The organism is Streptomyces sp. NPDC107559 (genome assembly GCF_055657365.1).
In genome coordinates this window covers 43,067-64,684 of record NZ_JBVKBD010000006.1, presented here as the reverse complement: position 1 = coordinate 64,684, position 21,618 = coordinate 43,067, and the positions used below count along the sequence as shown (strand labels likewise).

Below are 21,618 nucleotides of genomic sequence, written 5' to 3'. Positions count from 1 at the left end.
CGCGGACCGGGTCGGCCGGTCGGTCGGTCAGTCGGTGTCGAAGGTGTAGTGGGCGGTGTGGTCGAGCAGATCCGCCGGGGACGTGTCGTTCCAGGGCTTCATCCGCTCGTCACGGTCCACGACGTCCGGTGTCCCGCCGGTGGGCAGATATCCGGAGGCGGGGTGCCTGCGCTGCCACTGGGACCACAGCTTGTCTATGTACGCGTGGTGCAGCCAGAACACCGGGTCGTTCGGGGACACCCCGGTCGCCATCTGACCGCCGACCCAGACATGGACCCGGTTGTGCAGATTGACCCCGCGCCAGCCCTCCAGATGGTTGCGGAAACCGTCCGAGCCGCTGTTCCAGGGCGCCATGTCGTACGTCGCCATCGCCAGTACGGAGTCGACCTCGGCCTGCGTGGGCAGTTCACGCACCCCGGTGCCGAGTGAGCGCCGCAGATAAGTCCGGCCGTCCACGCGGACGTTGAGCGGCCAGTTCCCGCCGGACGCCGCGAACGGGCCGTCCATCACGCGGCCGTCCATGCTGCGTCCGGTGCCGCCGAGGAAGTCCGGCGCCCACAGCGAGGCCCGCGCGGAACGGTCGACGGACCAGTTCCAGTAGGGCAGCGCCACCGAGGGGTCCACCGACTGGAGCGCCCGCTCGAACTCCAGCAGGAATCTGCGGTGCCAGGGCAGGAAGGACGGCGAACGGTGGCCGGTGCGCTCGCCGTTGTCGGTGTCGCCGACGATGAAGGCGTTGTGCGTGGTGACGAAGGCGTCGTAGCGGCCGCTGCGCTTGAGTTCGAGGACGGCGGCGACGAAACGCCGCTTCTCGTCGGCGGTCAGGCTCGCCTGGTTCTTGCGGACGGTCATGTGCGGGTGCTCCCGAAGTGCTTGCGTGGCTAAGTCAGTTGGCGGGGAAGGGGACGAGCCGGGCGCCCTGGAGTTCGTCGACCGCGGCACGCGCGGCGGCGCGCGGATCGGCCACCGGGGCGTAGTGGCTGACGACGCTGATCCAGGTCCCGTCGGCGTTGCGCATCACGTGCAGTTCCACGCCGTCGACGAACACCGCGTATCCGTCGCCGTGGCCGCCCCCGTGGTGATGGCCGCCGCCGGCCGTCGCCCGGCCCTGTATCCGGCGGCCCTTGTAGACCTCGTCGAAGGGTTCGGGAAGGCCGTGGTCGTGAACGTCGGCGGCGGCCGGTCCGGCGGCGGTGACGGTCGTGGCGCCGGCCGCGGCGGCGAGGGCGGCCGCGGCGGTGAGCGCACGGCGTCGGCTGAGTTCCGGCATACGGGACCTCCCAGGTGAGTTCGGTTGACGACCCTGTATGCCTATCGGTTCGGTTCAGAGCGGGAGAAATCGCTTCGGGACGGTTGGCTACGATCAGGACAAGTAGCCACATGTCATGCAAGGTTGAACGAAGATGATCTTGCTGTCGCGGGTGCCCCCGACCCCCCGGAAGGGGGAAATCCTTCCCTCGGCGGGCCGGATTCGGATGATCTTTCACAGGGGCGCGGCCTGCGCGTGGCCTGGCTCACCTCGCGAGACTGGCTCGATCCGGGTGGCCGGAACCCGGACGTCCGGGCTGCTACTGTGCGTCGTCAACTGACCGCTTTGGGTAATTCCTAGGGGTGCGCGTGAAGGTCGCCTGTGTCGGAGGCGGGCCCGCCGGCCTGTATCTCTCGATCCTGCTGAAGGGGCAGAACCCGTCCCACGACATCACCGTCTACGAGCGCGACCCCGAGGGCTCCACCTACGGCTGGGGCGTCACGTACTGGCGTGAGCTGCTCGACAAGCTCCACGCCCACGACCCCGAGTCGGCGCGCGCTGTCGAGGAGAGCTCCGTCCGCTGGCACCAGGGCGTCGCCCATGTGCGGGACCTGTCGACCCGCAGGCCCGGCGACGCCGGCCACGGCATCGGCCGCCACCGGCTGCTGGAGATCCTCACCGCCCGTGCCCGCTCCCTCGGGGTGCGGCTGGAGTTCACTCACGAGATCACCCCCGAGCGGCTGCCCGACGCCGACCTCGTCGTGGCCGGCGACGGCGTGCGCAGCGCCCTGCGCTCCGCGCACGCCGGACACTTCGGCACGGAGCTGACGGCGGGCCGCAACACCTACACCTGGCTCGGCACCACCAAGGTCTTCGACTCCTTCACCTTCGCCTTCGTGGAGAGCGCGCACGGCTGGATCTGGTGCTACGGCTACCCCTTCGGCCCCGGACACAGCACCTGCGTGATCGAATGCGCCCCGGAGACCTGGACGGGCCTCGGGCTCGACCGGGTGAGCGAGTCCGAAGGGGCGGCCCTGCTGGAGAAGCTCTTCGCCCACGTACTGGACGGACACCCGCTGATCGGCCGCGCCTCGGGCGACGGCGGCGCCCAGTGGCTGACCTTCCGCACCCTCACCAACCGCACCTGGCACCGCGGCAACCTCGTCCTGCTGGGCGACGCCGCCCACACCACCCACTACTCCATCGGCGCCGGCACCACCCTCGCCCTGGAGGACTCCATGGCGCTCGCCGCCGCGCTGCGCGAGCACACCGGGCTCCCGCAGGCGCTGGCCCGCTACGAGCGCGAACGCCGGGCGGCCCTGCTCTCCGTACAGAGCGCGGCCCGTTACAGCGCCCAGTGGTACGAGAACCTGACCCGCTACATCGACCTGCCCCCGGAGCGGATGTTCGCCCTGCTCGGCCAGCGTCACTCGCCCCTGCTGCCCTATGTGCCGCCCCAGCTCTACTACCGGATCGACCGCGCGGCCGCGCAGTCGCAGGCGCTGCGACGGCTCAAGCGCTGGCTGGGCCCGAAGGTCGCGCGGAGCGTGCACGCGCGGGTGCTGTCCGGCCGTGAATAACCCCCTGGGAACCGGTGCCGGAGTTGGGTGAATGGCCATTCACCGATAGGGTGAATGGCCATTCACTTATATACTTTCTGTGTCGGCCACTGGAGTGCTCATGGCGTCGTCCGCCCCGATATCCGACCCGTCCGCTCCGGTCGGCGGGCCCCCGGCCGGTGGTTCCGGGAGCCTGCGGGAACGGCTGACCATCCCGGTGCTCGCCTTCGGCGGCACCCTCATGGCCGTCATGCAGACGGTCGTCGTACCGCTGCTCCCGGACCTTCCCCGGCTCACCGGAGCCGCGCCGGGCACGGTCTCCTGGATGGTCACGGCGACCCTCCTGTCGGGCGCCGTGCTCACCCCGGTGCTCGGCCGGGCAGGCGACATGTACGGCAAACGAGGGGTGCTGCTCGCGGCTCTCGGCCTGATGACCCTCGGCTCCGTGACCTGCGCCCTCACCTCCGACATCCGCGTCCTCATCGCCGCCCGCACCCTCCAGGGCGCCGCCACCGCCGTCGTGCCGCTGTCGATCAGCATCCTGCGGGACGAACTGCCCCCGGAGCGCCGGGGTTCCGCGGTGGCGCTGATGAGCTCGACCGTGGGCATCGGCGCGGCCCTGGGCCTGCCGGCCGCGGCCCTGATCGTGCAGTTCACCAACTGGCATGTCATGTTCTGGGTGACGTCGGCGCTGGGCGCGTCCGGCGTCGCGCTGATCCGGTGGGCGGTGCCCGAGTCGCCCGTCCGCTCGCCCGGCCGGTTCGACGTCGCCGGGGCGCTGGGGCTGGCCGTCGGACTGATCTGCCTGCTGCTGGGCGTGTCCCAGGGCGGCCAGTGGGGCTGGGGCAGCCCGCGGATCACAGGACTGTTCATCACCGCCGTCGTCGTTCTCGGCCTGTGGTGCCGGCAGCAACTGCGCGCCCGTCAGCCGCTGGTGGACCTGCGGCTGGTGACCCGGCCCAAGGTGGGCCTGTCCCACGCGGCCGCCCTGCTGACCGGGTTCGCCTTCTACGCCAACACCCTGGTGACGGCCCAGCTGGTGCAGGCGCCCGAGGCCACCGGGTACGGGCTCGGTCTGACCATCGTCCAGACCGGACTGGTCCTGCTGCCGAGCGGGATCATCATGCTGCTGTTCTCGCCGCTCTCGGCCCGTATCTCCGCGGCCCGCGGACCACGCGTCACGCTGGCCCTGGGGACCGCCGTCATCGCGGCCGGCTACGCGGTGCGCATCGCGGACAGCCACCAACTCTGGATGATCATGGTGGGCGCCGCGGTCGTGGCGACCGGTACGACGCTCGCGTACTCCGCGCTGCCGTCCCTGATCCTGCACGCCGTGCCCGCCGAGCAGACCGCCTCCGCCAACGGCGTCAACGTCCTGATGCGCACCATCGGCCAGGCCGTCTCCAGCGCCGCCGTCGTGGCCGTGCTGGTCCGGCACACCAGCCCCGTCGGCGGCGTCCCGGTGCCGACGCTGCACGGCTATCTGATGGCGTTCTCGATCGCCGGCACGGTCGCCCTGGTGGCGAGCGCGGTGGCGCTGACCATCCCCGGCGACCGGCCGTCCGGCGGGGTCCGGCGGACCCGGGGCGGGACCCGGTCGGCGCGGGACGGGGTGAAGGAGGGAGCATGAGTGCCGTGCGCACCACGCCCTCCGATCCCGCCCCGCCGTCGGATCCCGCTCCCGCCTCCGGCCGCCGGGACGCCGAGGCGACCAAGGCGGTCATCCTGCGCGCGGCCCGGTACCTGCTGGCCCGGCACGCCCACGCCGACATCACGCTCAAGGCGGTCGCCGAGCGCGCCGGGGTGAGTCCGCCGCTGATCCTGAAGTACTTCGGCAACAAGGACGCCCTGTTCGCCCGCGTGATGTCCTTCGAGACCGACGCGGGTGGTCTGCTGGACGCCCCGGTGCCCGAACTCGGCCGCCACATGGTCCGGTACGTCCTGGAGAGCCAGGTCGAGCGGGGCGCGGACCCCGTGCTGCGGATCGTCTTCGCGCCCCTGCACGGAGAGCACGGCGACGTGCTGCGCGCCAACTTCCGCAGCCAGGTCACCGCCCGGCTGGCCGCCCGCCTGGACGGCCCCGACGCCGGGCTGCGCGCCGAACTGGCCCTGGCCGCCCTGCTCGGCCTCGGGGTGATGTTCGGCATCGCCCGGGGCGTGGAACTCCGGGCGGCCCGGCTCGACGAGCTCGTCGACCGCTACGCCCCGGCCGTACAGGCTCAGCTGACGCCCTGACGCCCTGACGCCCTGACGCCCTGACGCCCTGACGCCCTGACGCCCTGACGCCCTGACGCCTTTCCGGAGGCCTTCGGCCCGCGAGCGGGGGCGGCATCGGCAGGAGGGGACGGAGGCGCCTGTTCCACGCCAGGGTGTGACGGATGACAGACTGACGGCATGGACGAGCGCGAATTCGGAAGGTCGGGCCGGCACGCATCCGTCGTCGGCCTCGGCACATGGCAGCTGGGCGCCGACTGGGGCGACGTGGACGACAAGGAAGCCCTCGCGGTACTGGAGGCGGCGGCCGAGTCGGGAGTGACGTTCTTCGACACCGCCGACGTGTACGGCGACGGGCGCAGCGAGCAGACCGTCGCCGCCTTCCTGAGCGGCCGGCCGGACCTGCACGTGGAGGTCGCCACCAAGATGGGCCGCCGGGTCGACCAGATCCCGGAGAACTACGTCCTGGACAACTTCCGGGCCTGGAACGACCGTTCCCGGCGCAACCTCGGTGTCGACCGCATCGACCTGGTGCAGCTGCACTGCCCGCCGACGCCCGTCTACTCCTCCGACGAGGTCTTCGACGCCCTCGACACCCTGGTCGAGGAGGAGCGCATCGCCTCGTACGGGGTCAGTGTGGAGACCTGCGCGGAGGCGCTGACCGCGATCGCCCGGCCGAACGTGGCGAGCGTGCAGATCATCCTCAACCCGTTCCGCATGAAGCCGCTGCGCGAGGTGCTCCCGGCCGCCCGCGCGGCAGGCGTCGGCATCATCGCCCGGGTACCGCTAGCCTCCGGCCTGCTGTCGGGCAAGTACACCAAGGACACGGTCTTCGCCGCGAACGACCACCGCACCTACAACCGGCACGGCGAGGCCTTCGACCAGGGCGAGACCTTCTCCGGCGTCGACTTCACGACGGGCGTCGAGGCGGCCGCGGAGTTCGCGGCCCTCGCCCCCGAGGGGTACACCCCGGCCCAGCTGGCGCTGCGCTGGATCATCCAGCAGCCCGGTGTGACCACCGTGATCCCCGGTGCCCGCTCGCCCGAGCAGGCGCGCGCCAACGCGACCGCGGCCAAGCTGCCCGAGCTGTCCGAGGCGACGCTCACCGCGATCGGCGAGCTCTACGACGGCCGGATCAAGGACCAGGTGGAAGGCCGCTGGTAGTCCCCGCGGACCGCTGATGCGCCGCACCGGGCGCGGGGCGGGACACTCGATGCCACGTCCGCCCCGCGCCTTCGGTGCCGCGACTCAGATCCGTCCGCCGGTCAGCCGGGTCAGCGGTCCGTGGGCCTGCCGCTGCGAGCGGCGTCCGGCCAGATAGGAGACGGTGGTCAGCGCGGTCAGTCCGGCACCCACCCCGGCGGCGGTGAGCTTGCGCCGGGCGACCGCCGTCCAGGCCGTCCGAGCCGTGGCCGTGACCTGTCCGGCGGAGGTGACGATCGCCTGGCGCCCGGTCTCGACCCCCTTCGCCGCCGAATGGGCCAGTCCGCTCGTCGCCTCGGCCGCACGGCTCACGGCGCCCTTGGCCGCCGACGTGGCGTCGTCCGTCCGCGCGGCCATAGCCCTCGCGGTGCGCGCGGCCGGGGCCGTCAGCCGATCCGCGGTCTGCCGCCCGTGTGCCGCGGCCGCCGCGTGCGCGTTCACGTCCTTGCTGGAATCACTCATGAGATCCGCCTTGCCGCTCGCCGCGGACGCAAACGCACCGGGTTCCGGGCCGGTGCCGCACCGTCACCGCCGTGAGGGCAGGGGCACCCGGGGGAACACGGAGCAGGACGGCAGCGGCGGCCGGAGCAGGGAGGCATCATGTCGGACGGCGTGGACGGCGTGGACGGCGTGGACGGCGTGGACGGCGTGGACGGGACGGACGGACGCAGCGGGCGCAGCGGGCGCGACGAGAGCGAGGACGAACGGGCGGACCGGATGTGGCAGGAGCTGATCCAGGAGGTCCGGGTGGCCCAGACCGGCGTGCAGATCCTGTTCGGCTTTCTGCTCACCGTCGTCTTCACCCCGAAGTACGCCCACCTCGCCCACACCGACCAGGTCATCTATGTCGTGACCGTCGTCCTGGGCGCCGCCGCGACGGGTGCCCTGATCGGTCCGGTGTCCCTGCACCGGGTCGTGTCCGGCCGCCGGGTCAAACCCCGGGCGGTGCGGCTGGCCTCCCGGATGACGTTCGTCGGACTCCTGCTGCTGCTCCTCACCATGACCGCCTCGCTGCTGCTGATCCTGCGGGTGGCGACCCACTCCGACTGTGTGCCCTACCTGGTCGCGGCCGTGGTCATCTGGTACGCGCTGTGCTGGTACGTGCTGCCGCTGTGGGCGCGTCGTCGTCACACGACCCGCTGAGCCGCAGCGCGGCCAGCTGCCGGTCGTGCACGCGTCCCAGCAGCAGCACCGAGACGGTGGCACCGATCAGCGCGCAGAACATGTCCCACTGGGTGTCCCAGACATCGCCCTGGGTGGCCAGGAAGGCGTCCGCCGAGTGTCCCCCGATCAGCGCCGCCGCCCACTCGAACATCTCGAACAGGGCGCTGAAGGCGAGACAGGCGCACACGGTGAGCGGGGCCAGCCAGCGGCTGCCGCGCAGCGGCGACGTGCGGCTGAGCAGCTCCCGCACCAGGACGGCCGGGACGAAGCCCTGCATCAGGTGGCCGAACCGGTCGTAGGGGTTACGGTCCAGTCCGAAGGTGTCCCGCACCCAGTCGCCGAGCGGCACCTGCGCGTAGGTGTAGTGACCGCCGAGCGCGAGCACCAGCGAGTGCGCCGCCAGCAGACCGCACAGCAGGCCGGTCAGCGGGAACCGGCGCCAGGTGAGCAGGACCAGCGGCAGCCCGACGAACACCCACACCGTCTCCAGGAACCAGGTGGTCCGCTCACGCGGATGCCAGCCGGACACGGCGAGACCGGCCACCGCCACGGCGGCGAACAGGACGGGCGGGACACGGCGGGGGAGGAGACGAGCAGCAGGCATCGGCGGGCTCCTTGTCGGCGAGGGGCCCCATCGTCGTGCCACCGGGCTGGCGCCGGCATGAGTACGGCTACCAGTCCAGTACTCATTCACAGTGCTCTGGCCTTCAGGCTGAGGGTGAAGCGAATCTCGTGGTGGCGTTCCGGCGGGGCCGGACTCCGCCGGTGACAGGTCGCTCGTATGTTCCCGGTGGTGGCACGGGTTCGATATGCCTAGGGTGCTCGTCATGCAGCTGCGGTACGCCTTCAGGCTGTACCCCGACGCTCCTCAACAGGCAGCACTGTCCAGGGCGTTCGGGTGCGCCCGAGTCGTGTTCAACGACGCGGTCCGGGCCCGTGAGGACGCCCGCAAGGCGGGGCGGCCGTTCCCGACGGCCGGGCAGCTGTCCCAGAAGCTGATCACTCAGGCGAAGCGGACGAAGGAACGGTCCTGGCTGGGCGAGGTCTCCGCGGTGGTACTCCAGCAGTCCCTGCGCGACGCCGAACAGGCCTACAAGAACTTCTTCGCCTCCCTCAGGGGCATCCGCAAGGGTCCGAAACTGGGTGCGCCCCGCTTCAAGTCCCGCAAGGACGCCCGGCAGTCGGTCCGGTTCACGGCCGACGCCCGCTGGAAGATTACCGACGGCGGCCGGCTGAGCCTGCCGAAGATCGGCGCGGTGAAGGTGAAATGGTCCCGCGCCGTGCCCGCCACACCAGCCTCCGTCACCGTGATCAAGGACGCGGCCGAGCGGTACTTCGCTTCCTTTGTTATCGACACCGACCCCGCCGCCGATGCCACCCGGATGCCCGACACCGGCCAGACGGTCGGTATCGACCTTGGCCTGACCCACTTCGCGGTTCTCTCGGACGGTACGAAGATCGACTCTCCGAGGTTCCTGCGCCGGGCGGAGAAGAAACTGAAGAAGGCCCAGCGGGAGCTGTCCCGTAAACAGAAGGGATCGAAGAACCGGGACAAAGCGCGCCTCAAGGTCGCCCGCACTCACGCCAAGGCGGCTGACGCACGCCGCGAATTCCACCATCAGCTCTCCACTCGGCTGATCTCCGAGAACCAAGGGATCGCCGTGGAAGACCTGTCGGTCCGGGGGCTGGCCCGCACCAGGCTGGCCAAGTCCGTCCATGATGCGGGCTGGGCGTCGTTCGTGAACATGCTGGAGTACAAGGCGGAACGGTACGGACGCACCCTGGTCCAGATCGGCCGGTTCACACCGACCTCGCAGACCTGTTCCACCTGTGGCGCCGTGGACGGACCCAAACCCCTCGGCATCCGGGAATGGACCTGCACCGCCTGCGGCACCCTCCACGACCGCGACCACAATGCCGCACTCAACATCAGACAGGCCGCCGGACTGGCGGCATCGGCCTGCGGAGCGCCGGTAGGACCAGAACCCGTTCTGGCGCAGCGCGAAGAAACAGGAAGCCACGGATTCCCGACCGGAAACCGTGCCGCGTAGCGGCACGGCAACCAGTCAGGGAAGGCCAGAATCCTCGCCCCTTCAGGGCGAGGAGCATGTCAATCAGCTCTTCGGGTGCCGCTCGCGGGAGGTGCGCAGCGCGGTGATGGCCGTACCGATCGCCGCCTGGAGCTCTTCGAGCCGCTGCACCATGTCGTCCTCGTAGAAGTCCTCGGCGTCGTCGAAGGTCAGCTCCTCGAAGACCTTCGTGGCCTTCTGGAGGCTGCTGTAGAACTTCGTCCGCCGTTCCTGGACCCGCAGCTCGGCGTCCGCCTCCACCGCCTCGACGACGAGGGACTTCATGGTGTCGTAGGCGTCGGCCGCCCACTCGACGGTGTCCTCGTCGTCCTCCAGCTCGTCCAGCAGCGACAGGTGCCGTTCGGCCTCCTGGCGCAGCGGGACGGGCGCGTCGACGGTCTGTCCGGCGGGCGTCCTGATCTGCCCGGACTCGGCGATCTGGCGGACGTACCCGATGCGGTCGGCGGAGCGGCTCTCGGAGGCCACCGCCTTCTTGAGATCGTCGGTGCGTACGACGTCGCGCGCCCACTCGGTCTGGAGCTCGGGGTCCTCCCGGACGCGGTCGAGCAGCGCCTGCCGGGCGGCCCGCGCGGTGGAGGGGTCGGCGAGGATGGCGGCGCGCAGGGCGGTGGGGTTCTCGGCCACCTCCAGCGCCTTCGTCGGACGGATGCCCTCGGCCTCGGCGGCCTCGGCGATGGCGGTGCCGCGCTCGGACGTGGCGCTGGACCGGGAGACGTAGTAGCTCAGCCACAGGTCGGCGTCCGGCAGCTCGACCTGCTGACCCGGTGCCAGCGCCTCGAAGTGCGGGACGACACCGTCGTCGGCGGCCCGGTCCCAGGCCTTGTAGTAGCGCATGACCCGCTCGGCGGAGCACTCCGCGAGTTCCGCGAACTCCTTGGCCGACACCTTGGCCGTCCCGTCCGCGCCCTGCCCGCCGGGCCGCACGCTGCGCGCCACCATCAGGCCGAAGGCCCAGCCGCCGGTCCGCGCGTACACGCCGAACTCGCGCGCGTCGCGCGCCACCAGGTCGGACAGGGGCGCGGGAGAGGTCTCGGGCGGGACGATCGCTACGGTCACGGGTGGCTCTCCTGATCGGTGGCGGCAGGGCTGGTCGGTCTGCACGGGTGCAGACCGACCAGCCTATATGGACCCATTGGTGATGTTTTCCGGGTTCGGGCAGGACCACCGGGCGCAGCCACCGGGTCCGGATGCGCCCGCCGGACCCGCCGGACCCGTCGGGTCCCTGCGCGCCGGGCGAATCCGGCGCGCACGCCGGGGGCGCCGGGCGGGAACCGGCGCACGGTGCGGGGGAGACTCGGCGGTCCGAGCGGAAAACCTCACATCGGGCGGAAGCCATCGTCCGCGAGGCGGGAAATGCCGTCGAACGCGACCGGGTCCAGGGGGAGGATGCCGGTATGAGCGAGCGAGCCCTGCCCACGAGCACCCCCGCCGCAGAGGGCGTCGACGCGTCCGGCGTCCACGCGTTCCTCGACGCCCTGCGGGACGCGCCGGACATCGAGCCGCACAGTCTGATGATCGTCAGACACGGCAGGCTGGTCGCCTCCGGCTGGTGGGCGCCCTACACGCCGGAACGCCCCCACCTGCTGTACTCGCTCAGCAAGAGCTTCACCGCGACCGCCGCCGGGTTCGCCCTGGCCGAGGGGCTGATCGATCTCGACGCCCCGGTGATCTCGTACTTCCCGGAGTTCGCGGCCGACATCACCGACGCCCGCAGCCGTGCGATGCGGGTACGGCATGTGGCGTCGATGTCCAGCGGGCACCTCGCCGAGACCGTCCAGGAGTCCCTCGCCCTCGACGCCGCGGAGCCCGTACGGGGATTTCTGCTGCTGCCACCGGAACGCGACCCGGGCACGGTCTTCGCCTACAACCAGCCGACCACGTACACGCTGGCCGCGATCGTCCAGCGGGTGACCGGGCAGTCCCTCACCGCATACCTGCGGCCACGGCTGCTGGATCCGCTCGGCATCGGCGCCGTGTCCTGGCTGCGGGACCGGGCAGGGCGCGAGCTCGGCTACAGCGGACTGCACGCCACCACCGACGCCGTCGCCCGGCTGGGCCAGCTGTATCTGAGCGGCGGGCTCTGGGCGGGCGAGCGGCTGCTGTCGCGGGAGTGGGTCGAGCTGGCCACCCGCGAGCACATCCCCACCTCGGTCGCCGTGGGCGCGGCGGACCGGCAGGACTGGGAACGCGGCTACGGGTTCCAGTTCTGGCAGTCCCGGCACGGCTACCGGGGCGACGGGGCGTACGGCCAGTTCTGCCTGGTGCTGCCCGAGTACGACGCCGTGATCGCGACGACCGCCGCGACCGTGCAGATGCAGGCCCTGCTGAACCTGGTCTGGCGGCATCTGCTGCCCGCCTTCGGCCCCGCGCCCCTGCCCGGCCGTGCGCGGGCGGACGCGGACCTCGCACAGCGGCTGGCGGCGCTCGCGCTGCCCCCGGCCGCGGGCCTGGGCGCGCCGCCCGAGCGGGCCGGGGACTGGGCCGGCGCCGAGTTCACCCCGGCCGGCGGGGTCTGCGCCGCCCAGCCGGACCTGACCTCGGTCGCCGTCGCGGCGGACCCGGACGGCTGGACGCTGACCCTGACCGAGGACGGCGAACCCCATCGGCTCCGGCTCGGGCCGGACCGGTGGAGCCTCGCGCAGGAGCCGCTGCCGACCGCGGTCAGCGGCGGGTGGACCGACGGGCGCACGCTCCAGGCGCACGTGCTGTTCCTGGAGACACCGCACCGGCTGGTGGTGACCTGTGCGCTCGACGACCGGACGTTCACGGCCCGCTGGTCCACCGAACCGCTGCACGGCGGGCGGCTGCGCTCCCTGCGCGCGCCGCGTGCCTCATTGCTGTGACCCCGGCCGGAACGTACGCAGCACGACGTCCAGCGCCTGCCGGTTCGCGGCGCTGCCCCAGTCGGCGGCGGGCGTCGTCCAGCGCAGTGAGAAGCTGCGGTTCCCGCCGAGCAGGAAGCCGCGGCCGAAGGTGCGCACCCCGGTGCCGCCCACGCCGGCGAGCCACTCCATGTCGGCGGCCTTGTAGCCCTGGTACGTGGTGGCGCGGATCTCCCCGATCCGCCGGAAGCCCGCGTCCTGCGCGAGGTTGGGCTCCACCTCGTCCCGCCACACGGCGACCGGGTCCGGGCCCGCGTTCTCGCTGTACGTCACCGCGAGCGTGCGCGGATCGCCCGCCGCGCCGAACGTGACGCGGTAGGCCCCATCGGCCGCGCGCTCGGTGCGCAGGGGCTGCCAGCCGCCGGGGAGGGCGACGTCGAAGCCCTCCGGTGCGGAGTAGACGCGGAAGCCGGCCGGCAGCGCGGTGGCGGAGCCCGAGGGGGACGGCGTGGGGGCCGTCGCGGTGGCGGTCGAGGTGCCGGCGGGTCTTTCACCGTCCGGCGCGCCGGCCGTGGCGGACGCCGCCGAGGACGTCGAGGGGCGGGACCGGGAGCCGGTCGCCGCGTCGCTGCCGGACGGCAGTCCGGTGGTGGCCAGCACGGCGACCGCGACGGTGACGACGGCCAGGCCGGTCCCCACGGCCATGGCCCGGCCGCTCCACTCCGGACCGGCGTGCCGGACGGCGACGTACGCCCCCCGCAGCCGGGGCGCGGGCGCGGCGGGCTGCGCCGCGTCGGGGTCAGCGGTGAGCACGCGGTCGAGGATCTCGCGCAGCTGCGGGCGGGTCAGCCGTTCCCGGGAGTTCTTGCGCAGCAGCCCCTGCACGGCCTGGGTCAGCGGCCCGCTGCGCACCGGGGTGCGCAGCGGCAGCCGGTCCACGCTCCGCAGCGTGGCCTCGGGCCGCTCCCGTTCCCGGAACGGCGGACGCCCCTCCAGCATCGAGTAGAGGATCGCGCCCAGCGCCCACAGGTCGGCCGCGGGGCCGATGCGTTCGTCACGTGCCTGTTCGGGGGAGGCGTACGACGGCGCCGTGACCCTGGGGGCGAGCGTCGCGCCCGCCAGCCCGAACCCGGTGACCGTGATCGGCCCCCGGTCGGGGACGTGGATCTGGCCCGGGCTGAGCTCGCCGTGCGTGATGCCCTGACCGTGCGCGGCCTCCAGCACGTCCAGCAGCTCCAGCCCGATCCGGGCCGCCCGCACATGGTCGAAGGAGCCCTGCCGGGCGAGGAGTTCGCTGAGCGGGGTGCCGTCGACCCACTCCGTGACGGTCCACAGGGCGCCCGCGTCCTCGACCGCGTCGACCACCGGCACGACCCGCCCGGGGCACAGCCGAACCAGGGTCTCCGACATGCGCAGGATGCGGCCGGTGGTCCGGCGGACGGCCTCCTCGCCCGTGGGACCGGTGCCGGCGGCGCCGTGCGGGAACCCGATCTGGGTGAGCAGACAGGGGCGTTGGGCTTCCAGGTCCTCGCCGTACCAGCAGATCCGGTTCACTTCGCGGGAGACGACATCGAGCAGCCGGTACCGCCCGGCCACCGACTCTTGTGTGAAGACATGCGCCTCGGCCATCGTCATCCCTCGCTGCAACCCGCGTAGTTCTGCTTTCCCATGGGTACGGGAGCCGTGACGGGATGTGTTCAATCGGATGCGACTTCCCGGGAATTCCTGTCCTTCGTTCAAAAATGGTCCGGTCCCGCGGTGCTGAAAATGCGTCAGACGACCGGAGCGCGGCCCGGCCGCCGCTCCCACCTCGGGCGGGGTGTCACGGCACCGTGCCACGATCGGGCGCCATGAATTCATCCACGCGTAACCCAGATAGCGATTGCTGACGGGTCCACCTGGCGGTAACCGGCGGTAAGAGAACCCCCATACGAAAAGTGCCGCGCCGGATTTTCTGCGCCCCGACCCACCCCCCTCGGCGAGCACCCGGGACGGTCGGCCTCAGAGCTCGCGGTCCACCAGGAACCCCAGCAGGGAGCGCAGGCCGGCGACGGCAGGCTCCCGCAGCACCGCGCCGCCGAGCGCCCTCTCCACGGCGGCGACGCGCCGCCCGGCCTCGGCCAGCGCCGCCCGGCGCCCGCCCGCCCGCTCGACCAGCTCCGCCGCCTCCTCGGCGTCCCCGCCCGCCGTCAGCAGCGCCGCGAGGCGGCTTGCCGCCGGATCGGGCGCGTCGAGGGCGAGCAGCACGGGCAGTGTCTTCTTCCGCTCGCGCAGATCGCCGTGCACGGGCTTGCCGGTGACGGCCGGATCGCCCCAGATGCCCAGCACGTCGTCGACGACCTGGAAGGCGACTCCCAGTTGGCGGCCCGCGCGGTCGAGCGCGGCCACCGTCGACGGCGGCGCGCCGCCGAGCCGGGCGCCCAGGGCGGCGGCGCAGCCCAGCAGGGCTCCCGTCTTGCCCTCGGCCATCGCCCGGTACTCGGCGGGCCGCACACGGTGCGGTCCGGTCCACGGGCGCTCGGCGAACAGCAGGTCGTCCGCCTGTCCGCGCACCACCTCACGCAGCGCCGCGGACAGCGCGCCCACGGCACCCGGCCCGCCGGGCGCGACGGCGAGCGTCTCCACGGCCAGTGCGAACAGCGCGTCCCCCGCGAGCACCGCCGGACCCGTGCCGTACGCCTTCCACACGGTGGGGCGGCGGCGCCTGGTCGCGTCGGCGTCCATGATGTCGTCGTGCACCAGGGAGAAGGCGTGCACGAGTTCCACGGCGACCGCGGCGGGGACGCCGGTCCGGGCCGGTGCGCCGGCCGCCTCCGCGCCCAGCACGGCCAGCGCCTGCCGCACCCCCTTGCCGCCGGTGCCGGCGGCCGGCGCACCGCCGACCTCGCACCAGCCGAAGGAGTACGCGGCCATCTCCCCGAGCCAGGGATGCAGTCGGCCCACAGCCTCCCGCAGGGCCGGATCCACGAGGGCGCGGCAGCGGTCGAGGACCTGGGAGGCGGAGGGGGCGAGAGCGTGGGGACCGGTGGTGGCCCGGGGGGAGGCGGGCGGAGTGGCGGGGAGGGCTTCGGGCATCGTCGTCATCGCGCGGCCTCCTCGCCGGTGGCGGTGGCGGTCGTCCTGGGGGTGGTGGCGGTGCCGGTCGTGCTGGTGCCTGTTTCCGGGGCGGCTCCCGTGTCCGTGCGCGGGGCGGTGTCGAGGCCCAGCTCCTCCTGCGCCCGTGTCACCATCTGCCGGGCGTGCCGCAGCCCGATCCGCTCCAGGGTCCGGGCCAGATCGGCCAGTTCGGCCGCGGTCTTCGCGCGGTCGCGGCCCAGCCGGGCCAGGGACTTGGCCAGACCGAGCCGGGCCAGCGCCTCGCCGCGAGGTTCGCCCATGGCGCGGAACTCGTCGAGCGCCAGCTCGTAACGCTGCCGGGCTTCGGCCCAACGCCCGGCACGGTAGAGGACGTTGCCCTGCATCTTGTGGTTGTAGGCGAGCGCGCTCGACAGGTTCATGTCCCGGCAGGTCGTCTCCGCCTCGGCCAGCAGCGCCAGTGCCCGCCCGGTGTCGCCGTCGCGCACCGAGACGACGTCGGCGAGCCCGCGCAGCGCCCAGGCGTGCCCGCGCCGGTCCTCCGCGCGCTCCGCAATCTCCGCCGCCTCCTCGAACAGGCCGTACGCGGTGTCGTAGGCGCCCGAGTTGCGGTGCATCTGGGCGATGCCCTCCAGCGCCCAGACCGTGTGCCGGGCCTCGCCGCGCCGACGGGCCTCGGCGAGGAGCTGTTCGTGCAGCCGCCCGACGGCCTCGTAGTCGCCCTGGATCCGGCCGGTCTCGGCCAGGCCCGCCAGCGAGTAGCCGCGGGCCACGATGTCGCCGCCGCGCTCACCGAGTTCGGCCGCGAGCCCCAGCAGCCGCCAGGCCAGGGGGAATGCGCCGCGCTGGCGGGCCAGTGTGCCGCCGCTCCACAGCGCCCAGGCCATCGCCGCGACGTCGCCCGCGTCCCGGGCCGCGCGGTAACTCGCCTTCCAGGCCAGGTCCGCCTCCCGCACCTGCCCCAGCCGTCGGTGCGCCTCCGCCACCGCCAGGCCCGAACGCGCGGCCTCGCCGCGCTGCCCGGCCCGTTCGGCGGCCCGGAGCTGTTCGGTGCCCGCGGCCAGCACGTCGACCAGGGACGAGTTCACGGAGAGGGTGGTGAGGGCGCCCTGGTACTCGGGGGCGCGTGCTTTGCCGTACATCGGTGCCTTTCCACGCAGGGGGACGCTGTCCGGCACTGCATCTATGCACTGTGCGTATACATACTGTGTATACGCGATGCGTATAGTGCGCCGGAAATCAGCCCCGGCACTGGAGGCCGGGGCCGTCGTCTGTTGTGGATCAAGACGTCGGAACGGGCGACGAGGTTGCCTCTCAGGCGCCGAAGAGCTGGGTCCAGTACGTACCCGCAGGTCCGCCGCCCGCGAAGCCGACCCCGATATGGGTGAAGTCGGGCTTGAGGATGTTGGCCCGATGCCCCGGACTGTTCATCCAGCCCTCGACCACCTCGGCGGGGGAGCGCTGACCGCAGGCGATGTTCTCGCCGATCGAGCGCCGGGTGGAGCCCGCCGCGGCGGCCCGGTCCCACGGCTGGGTCCCCTCGGGCGAGGTGTGGGAGTAGAAGGAGCGCGCCACCATGTCCGTGCTGTGGGCCCGCGCGGCGGTCGCCAGCAGTGGATCGGCGGACAGCGGCCGCAGGCCCGCGCGGGCGCGCTCGGTGTTGGTGAGGGCGACGACCTCGGCCTCGGTACGGGCCAGTCCGTCGGCGGTGAGCGGGGTCGCCCACAGCGCGGTCCAGTAGGTGTCGCCGCCGCCCGGCACCCGGGCCAGACCCGCGTGGCTGAACGCCGGGTCCAGGAGCGTGCGCCGGGGCTGGTCGGAGTCCAGGCAGTACGCGACGAACTCGGCCGGGGTGCGCGGTCCGGACACCAGATGCTCGCCGACGGTGAGATACGCGTATCCGGCGGCGGTGACGCGCTGGTGGACGGAGACACCGTCCCGTCCCTCGGTGTCGAGGCGGCGGGCCGCGGCCATGGCCGCCGCGTGCTCGCGCGCCGCACCGGCCAGCCGGGCGTCGAGGGCGACCGGCGGGGAGCCGGCCCGGGCGCGGGCGGAGTTGACCAGGTCCAGGAAGCCGTCCGGATCGGGGGCGGGCACGTGCCCCTGCCCGGGGCCGCCCGCCGCGACGGGGGCCCGGCCGTGCGCGGGCCGGACCCCGGACGCCGTCGGTGGCACCGGGCGGGCGGACGGTGCTGCCGGGCGGGCCGTCGGCGGTGCGGGGGGCGCGGCCGCCCCGGGCGGTTCGTCGGTGACGTCCACGCCGAAGTCCCGGGCGAGGCCCGCCAGCCCGTCCGCGTACCCCTGTCCTACGGCACGCAGTTTCCAGCCGGTGCCGCGCCGGTATATCTCCGCGAGCAGCAGGACCGTCTCCTGCCGGGGCCGCGGCGGGGTGAACCGGGCGAGCGGGCGGCCCTGCGGGTCGGTGACGTACAGGGTGGGGGCGGGCAGCCGGTCCAGGGAGGCGCCGGGGTCTGCGGGGCTGACCACCACCGTGACCCGGGTGGCGCCGCCGCGCAGCGCGGCCGGGTCGACCCGCAGGGTGTCACCGCCGAGCCGGGCACCCGGGGCGGACGGCTGGTTGTAGAAGACGAAGTCGCCGTCGCCCCGGACCCGGCCGCTGTCGTCGGTGACGAGCGCGGACACGTCGAACGGGCCGGGCACCCGAACGGTCAGCGCGCCGTCCGGGAGGGGCACATTGCCCCCGGGGACCAACTCGCTCATCCTGCCGCCCTGGTGTCGTGGTGCCGGGCCCTTGCCCGACATGCCGGGGCCCTCCATCCGACAACGCGCCCCGCGATGCGGAGGTTCCTGGCCCCGGCGCGCGGTGTCAGTCCCGCACGACCCCCGGGGCGATGTCCTCGTGCCGCTCCACCGACGAGGCCCGCCCGGCCGCGCCGCCCATGCGGTTGCGTGCACCGCAGAACGCGGATTCCAGCGTGCCGAGCATGGTGTTGAGCACCGCGCCGTTGTTGGAGGTCGTGGCGAGCGCGGTGAGGCTGCGACCGCCGTCCCCGGTGGTGAACGCGTAGCTGTAGTAGCCCTGTACGGCACCCGTGTGCCCGTACACGGACACCCCGCAGGACAGGTCGCGCCGCCGCAGTCCGAGCCCGTACCCCTGCGTGGGGTTGACCACGGTCCACCGCTTCATCTCGGCCAGCCGCGCGGCCGAGGTCAGCCGGCCGCGCAGCAGCGCCGCGTAGAAGGTGCCGAGGTCCCGGGTGCTGGAGATGATCGCGCCCGCGCTCTGCGCCCACGACGCCGTCTGCCCGGTGGCGTCGACCAGCGGGGCGCCGGCCTTGTCGGGGGTCAGATAGCCGTGGGCGTGACGGCCGGGGATCCCGGTGCCGGGATGGACGTAGAAGGTGTCGTGCAGTTTCAGCGGGTCGAAGATCCGCTTCCGGTACGCGGTGCCGACCGGCAGGCCGGTGAGCTTCTCGATCAGCAGCCCGGCGACGACGAAGTTGGTGTTGGAGTAGGAGTAGGCGCCGCCGGGCGCGGTGGTGCGCGGGTGCCGCAGCGACAGGGCCACCAGCTGGCGGTAGGTGAAGACCTTGGTGCGGACCGCTTCGAAGCCCCGGACCGAGTCGGCGAACATGTCGTTCGTGTAGTCGTACAGGCCGCTGCGGTGGCTCAGCACCTGGCGCACCGTGATCCGGGTGTCGGGCAGCAGACCGGGCAGATGACGGTCGACCGGGTCGTCCAGCTTCAGCCGGCCCTCGTCGACCAGCTGCAGCAGGACCACGGCGGAGAAGGTCTTGGTGATGCTGCCGACCCGGAAGCGGTCGGGGTCGGCCAGGAGCCGTCCGGTGGTCCGGTCGGCCACCCCGACGGCCGACCACCGGACCGTGCCGTGGTCGTCGATCCGGGCCATGGCACCGGGCGCGCCCTGCTGCTGCGCCGTGCGCAGGACCCCGCGCAGCCCCGTGAGATCGGGTTCGGGCAGCAGGGGCCGGGTGGTGGTGGCCGGGGCCGCGGTGGGGCTCGCCCCCCGGGGTGTCGCGTGTGCGGGTGCCGCCAGGAGCGACAGCAGGGCCGCCGTCGCCAGTGCCGTACCTCTTCGGGCCGTCGTCGTGACCATGCGGTTCCTCGTCCGTCGTCGGTCGATGGGGAAGTGGGTTCCACGGGCGGACGTCAATGCGATATGTGTCACACCCGCGCGAGGGCAACCTTCTCGCGTCTCGTCATATCTCCTCGGTCGACGCACAGTTGGTCGCTCACCGATCACTGAGCGGGACGGATTTGCAAAGTAATGCCATGAAAAGCAGTTAAAGAGACGATTTACTCTTTACATGGACATGACTGATCCATAAGGGTTCCACTCTGGGGCTCTCCCGGCCCCCATGGCGCTCGACCCGCCATGCGTCAGGGCGGTCGGTGTTCCCGGCCGTCTGTGAACTAAGGAACCCTCAGCAGTGCGCAGACCCCATATACGCAGCCTGGCGGTGGCCGTCGCCGTGACGACGACCGCCACCGGACTGGCGGGCACGGCCCTCGCGGCCCCGGCCACGGGGACGGGCGCGGGCACCGCCTCGACCTCGCCCGCGTCCGTGGTGGGGGCGGCCGTGGCCGTCGCCTTCGCCCACGCCTCGGCGACCGGCCTCACGCCCGGCGACGAACTGCACGCCCAGGACGTGATGATCGACCCGGAGGGCGGGCGCCACGTCCGGTTCGTCCGCACGCACGGGGGGATGCCGGTCCTCGGCGGCGACCTGGTCGTCCACCTCACGAGGAACCTGGCGTACGCGGGTGTCACCCGCGCCGTCGACCACACCGTGAAGCCCGCCGTCGCCAAGGCCAAGGTCACCGCGCGGCAGGCCGAGCAGAAGGCCGCCGCCGTCGCCAAGGGCGACGCGGGCAGCGCCCGGCTCGTGGTCGACGCCCGCGACGGTTCCGCGGCCCTCGCCTACCAGGTGCGGGTGAGCGACAGCGACACCACCGAGAGCGGCGGCTCGCGTACCGTCGTCATCGACGCCGTCAGCGGCTCGGTGCGCAGCAACGCCCCCGACCAGGACGAGTTCCTGTCGCCCCGGCTGGTGGCCACCCTGCGCCAGCGCGGCGAGACGATCTCCCCGGCCGTCGGCACCGCCCCGCGGTCCGCCTCCTCGATCGTGGGCTCCTCGATCGCCGGCTCGTCGGCCGCCGCGGTGTCGTCCGCCGCCGTGACCACCGGGCGTTACCCGGCGACCGCCTTCGGCACCGGCTCCTCGCTCTTCGTCGGCAAGGTCCCGCTGGTCACCACCCGGACCGCCGCCACCACGTACGTGCTGAAGGACCCCTCCCGCTGGGGCACCGAGACGCGCGACGCCAAGGGCCTGGAGCTGGAGGTCTTCGCGCAGGGCAAGCAGTTCACCACCACGAACGACCAGTGGGGCAACGGCGCCGTCTCCAGCCGCACGACCGCCGCCGTCGACGCCCAGTACGGCGTCACCAAGACCCTGGACTTCTACAAGAAGACCTTCGGCCGCAAGGGCATCGAGAACAACAGCAAGGGCGCCCGCGCCATGGTCCACTTCGGCAACAAGGTGGGCAACGCGTTCTGGGACCCGTACTGCGACTGCATGCTGTACGGCGACGGCGACGGGACCTGGTTCAAGAAGCCGCTCGTCGTCCTCGACGTCACCGGCCACGAGCTCACCCACGGTGTCGTCGACGCGACCGCCGCTCTGGAGCCCACCCGGTACGACAACCTGGGCAACCAGTACGGCGAGCCCGGCTCGCTCAACGAGTCGCTCGCCGACGTCCTCGGCTCCAACGTCGAGTTCAGCGCGAACAACCCGAACAACCCGCCGAACTACCTCATCGGCGAGAAGCTGGGCCTGTCCCAGAAGTTCCTGCGCCGCCTGGACAAGCCCTCCCTCGACACGCTGGAACGGACGATCGACTACTGGTCGCCGGCGGTGTACGACACCGAGGTCCACGCCGGCTCCGGCGTCTCCTCGCACGCGTACTACCTCCTCGCCGAGGGCAGCGGCAAGAAGACGATCGGCGGTGTCACCTACGACTCGCCGACCTACGACGGTCTGCCGGTGACCGGGATCGGCCGTACCAAGGCCACGGCGATCTACTACCGGGCCCTGACCCGCTACATGGTCTCCACGACCGACTTCCACGACGCGCGCGTCGCGACGCTGAAGGCGGCGAAGGACCTCTACGGGGCGGACAGCGCGGAGTACAAGGCGGTGGACCGGTCCTGGGCCGCCGTCAACGTCACCGCCGCCAACACCCCGGCCGCGCGCAACTGA

General features: G+C 72.6%; 18 protein-coding genes. 8 read left to right on the top strand and 10 right to left on the bottom strand.

Features of this window, described 5'->3' with window-relative positions:
* Positions 1 to 27: 27 nt before the first annotated feature.
* Both melC2 and melC1 read right to left on the bottom strand, forming a co-directional pair.
* Positions 28 to 852: a tyrosinase MelC2 gene (gene melC2, locus ACZ7OY_RS19600; RefSeq protein ID WP_471912510.1), complete on the bottom strand. Its 825-nt coding sequence runs from the start codon at positions 850 to 852 to the stop codon at positions 28 to 30.
* 34 nt (positions 853 to 886) lie between these two features.
* The gene (gene melC1, locus ACZ7OY_RS19595) at positions 887 to 1,270 is read right to left on the bottom strand and encodes an apotyrosinase chaperone MelC1 (protein ID WP_471912509.1); all 384 of its coding nucleotides are present in this window, start codon (positions 1,268 to 1,270) and stop codon (positions 887 to 889) included.
* 347 nt (positions 1,271 to 1,617) lie between these two features.
* Here melC1 and ACZ7OY_RS19590 point away from each other — a divergent pair, with 347 nt between their 5' ends.
* From ACZ7OY_RS19590 to ACZ7OY_RS19575, 4 genes are all read left to right on the top strand, one after another.
* Entirely contained in the window at positions 1,618 to 2,829 is a 1,212-nt protein-coding gene (locus ACZ7OY_RS19590; RefSeq protein ID WP_471912508.1) for an FAD-dependent monooxygenase, read from the top strand.
* Between the two features lie 100 nt (positions 2,830 to 2,929).
* Positions 2,930 to 4,438, top strand: a complete 1,509-nt coding sequence (locus ACZ7OY_RS19585) for an MFS transporter (RefSeq protein ID WP_471912507.1) — start codon at positions 2,930 to 2,932, stop codon at positions 4,436 to 4,438.
* Complete coding sequence (locus ACZ7OY_RS19580) at positions 4,435 to 5,043, top strand: TetR/AcrR family transcriptional regulator (RefSeq protein WP_471912506.1); 609 nt, start codon at positions 4,435 to 4,437, stop codon at positions 5,041 to 5,043. Before ACZ7OY_RS19585 ends, ACZ7OY_RS19580 begins: the two co-directional genes overlap by 4 nt.
* 159 nt (positions 5,044 to 5,202) lie before the next feature.
* Positions 5,203 to 6,186, top strand: coding sequence for an aldo/keto reductase (locus ACZ7OY_RS19575; protein ID WP_471912505.1), 984 nt, complete (start codon positions 5,203 to 5,205; stop codon positions 6,184 to 6,186).
* Between the two features lie 84 nt (positions 6,187 to 6,270).
* Here ACZ7OY_RS19575 and ACZ7OY_RS19570 read toward each other — a convergent pair whose 3' ends face one another.
* Complete coding sequence (locus tag ACZ7OY_RS19570; RefSeq protein ID WP_471912504.1) at positions 6,271 to 6,687, bottom strand: hypothetical protein; 417 nt, start codon at positions 6,685 to 6,687, stop codon at positions 6,271 to 6,273.
* A gap of 255 nt (positions 6,688 to 6,942) precedes the next feature.
* Here ACZ7OY_RS19570 and ACZ7OY_RS19565 point away from each other — a divergent pair, with 255 nt between their 5' ends.
* Positions 6,943 to 7,368 carry a DUF6328 family protein gene (locus tag ACZ7OY_RS19565; protein ID WP_471912801.1) on the top strand — a complete coding sequence of 142 codons (426 nt, stop codon included), beginning with the start codon at positions 6,943 to 6,945 and terminating at the stop codon, positions 7,366 to 7,368.
* On the opposite strand, the gene ACZ7OY_RS19560 is transcribed toward ACZ7OY_RS19565, so the two are convergent.
* Entirely contained in the window at positions 7,301 to 7,993 is a 693-nt protein-coding gene (locus ACZ7OY_RS19560) for a DUF2238 domain-containing protein (RefSeq protein ID WP_471912503.1), read from the bottom strand. The genes ACZ7OY_RS19565 and ACZ7OY_RS19560 overlap by 68 nt on opposite strands.
* A gap of 223 nt (positions 7,994 to 8,216) precedes the next feature.
* Between ACZ7OY_RS19560 and ACZ7OY_RS19555 the strand changes: the two genes are divergently transcribed.
* Positions 8,217 to 9,440: an RNA-guided endonuclease InsQ/TnpB family protein gene (locus ACZ7OY_RS19555; protein ID WP_471912502.1), complete on the top strand. Its 1,224-nt coding sequence runs from the start codon at positions 8,217 to 8,219 to the stop codon at positions 9,438 to 9,440.
* Between the two features lie 63 nt (positions 9,441 to 9,503).
* On the opposite strand, the gene ACZ7OY_RS19550 is transcribed toward ACZ7OY_RS19555, so the two are convergent.
* Complete coding sequence (locus ACZ7OY_RS19550; protein ID WP_471912501.1) at positions 9,504 to 10,535, bottom strand: hypothetical protein; 1,032 nt, start codon at positions 10,533 to 10,535, stop codon at positions 9,504 to 9,506.
* A gap of 338 nt (positions 10,536 to 10,873) precedes the next feature.
* Here ACZ7OY_RS19550 and ACZ7OY_RS19545 point away from each other — a divergent pair, with 338 nt between their 5' ends.
* Positions 10,874 to 12,322: a serine hydrolase domain-containing protein gene (locus ACZ7OY_RS19545; protein ID WP_471912500.1), complete on the top strand. Its 1,449-nt coding sequence runs from the start codon at positions 10,874 to 10,876 to the stop codon at positions 12,320 to 12,322.
* Here ACZ7OY_RS19545 and ACZ7OY_RS19540 read toward each other — a convergent pair.
* The 5 genes from ACZ7OY_RS19540 to ACZ7OY_RS19520 form a co-directional block, all read right to left on the bottom strand.
* Entirely contained in the window at positions 12,311 to 13,936 is a 1,626-nt protein-coding gene (locus ACZ7OY_RS19540; protein WP_471912499.1) for a serine/threonine protein kinase, read from the bottom strand. The genes ACZ7OY_RS19545 and ACZ7OY_RS19540 overlap by 12 nt on opposite strands.
* Positions 13,937 to 14,302: 366 nt before the next feature.
* Positions 14,303 to 15,385 carry a polyprenyl synthetase family protein gene (locus ACZ7OY_RS19535; RefSeq protein WP_471912498.1) on the bottom strand — a complete coding sequence of 361 codons (1,083 nt, stop codon included), beginning with the start codon at positions 15,383 to 15,385 and terminating at the stop codon, positions 14,303 to 14,305.
* A complete protein-coding gene (locus ACZ7OY_RS19530) occupies positions 15,382 to 16,518 on the bottom strand; it encodes a tetratricopeptide repeat protein (protein ID WP_471912497.1) in 1,137 nt (378 codons plus the stop codon). The genes ACZ7OY_RS19535 and ACZ7OY_RS19530 overlap by 4 nt, the downstream gene beginning before the upstream one ends.
* A 172-nt stretch (positions 16,519 to 16,690) precedes the next feature.
* Entirely contained in the window at positions 16,691 to 18,097 is a 1,407-nt protein-coding gene (locus ACZ7OY_RS19525) for a CAP domain-containing protein (RefSeq protein ID WP_471912496.1), read from the bottom strand.
* 106 nt (positions 18,098 to 18,203) lie between these two features.
* Entirely contained in the window at positions 18,204 to 19,454 is a 1,251-nt protein-coding gene (locus ACZ7OY_RS19520) for a serine hydrolase domain-containing protein (RefSeq protein ID WP_471912495.1), read from the bottom strand.
* A 334-nt stretch (positions 19,455 to 19,788) separates the two neighbouring features.
* On the opposite strand from ACZ7OY_RS19520, the gene ACZ7OY_RS19515 reads away from it, so the two are divergent.
* Entirely contained in the window at positions 19,789 to 21,618 is a 1,830-nt protein-coding gene (locus ACZ7OY_RS19515; protein WP_471912494.1) for a M4 family metallopeptidase, read from the top strand.

Coding starts and splice junctions, on each gene's coding strand:
- ACZ7OY_RS19570 (WP_471912504.1), bottom strand. CDS start 6,687: ATGAGTGATTCCAGCAAGGACGTGAACGCGCACGCGGCGGCCGCGGCA.
- ACZ7OY_RS19545 (WP_471912500.1), top strand. CDS start 10,874: ATGAGCGAGCGAGCCCTGCCCACGAGCACCCCCGCCGCAGAGGGCGTC.
- ACZ7OY_RS19530 (WP_471912497.1), bottom strand. CDS start 16,518: ATGTACGGCAAAGCACGCGCCCCCGAGTACCAGGGCGCCCTCACCACC.
- ACZ7OY_RS19585 (WP_471912507.1), top strand. CDS start 2,930: ATGGCGTCGTCCGCCCCGATATCCGACCCGTCCGCTCCGGTCGGCGGG.
- melC2 (WP_471912510.1), bottom strand. CDS start 852: ATGACCGTCCGCAAGAACCAGGCGAGCCTGACCGCCGACGAGAAGCGG.
- melC1 (WP_471912509.1), bottom strand. CDS start 1,270: ATGCCGGAACTCAGCCGACGCCGTGCGCTCACCGCCGCGGCCGCCCTC.
- ACZ7OY_RS19580 (WP_471912506.1), top strand. CDS start 4,435: ATGAGTGCCGTGCGCACCACGCCCTCCGATCCCGCCCCGCCGTCGGAT.
- ACZ7OY_RS19535 (WP_471912498.1), bottom strand. CDS start 15,385: ATGACGACGATGCCCGAAGCCCTCCCCGCCACTCCGCCCGCCTCCCCC.
- ACZ7OY_RS19525 (WP_471912496.1), bottom strand. CDS start 18,097: ATGAGCGAGTTGGTCCCCGGGGGCAATGTGCCCCTCCCGGACGGCGCG.
- ACZ7OY_RS19555 (WP_471912502.1), top strand. CDS start 8,217: ATGCAGCTGCGGTACGCCTTCAGGCTGTACCCCGACGCTCCTCAACAG.
- ACZ7OY_RS19540 (WP_471912499.1), bottom strand. CDS start 13,936: ATGACGATGGCCGAGGCGCATGTCTTCACACAAGAGTCGGTGGCCGGG.
- ACZ7OY_RS19565 (WP_471912801.1), top strand. CDS start 6,943: ATGTGGCAGGAGCTGATCCAGGAGGTCCGGGTGGCCCAGACCGGCGTG.
- ACZ7OY_RS19575 (WP_471912505.1), top strand. CDS start 5,203: ATGGACGAGCGCGAATTCGGAAGGTCGGGCCGGCACGCATCCGTCGTC.
- ACZ7OY_RS19520 (WP_471912495.1), bottom strand. CDS start 19,454: ATGGTCACGACGACGGCCCGAAGAGGTACGGCACTGGCGACGGCGGCC.
- ACZ7OY_RS19560 (WP_471912503.1), bottom strand. CDS start 7,993: ATGCCTGCTGCTCGTCTCCTCCCCCGCCGTGTCCCGCCCGTCCTGTTC.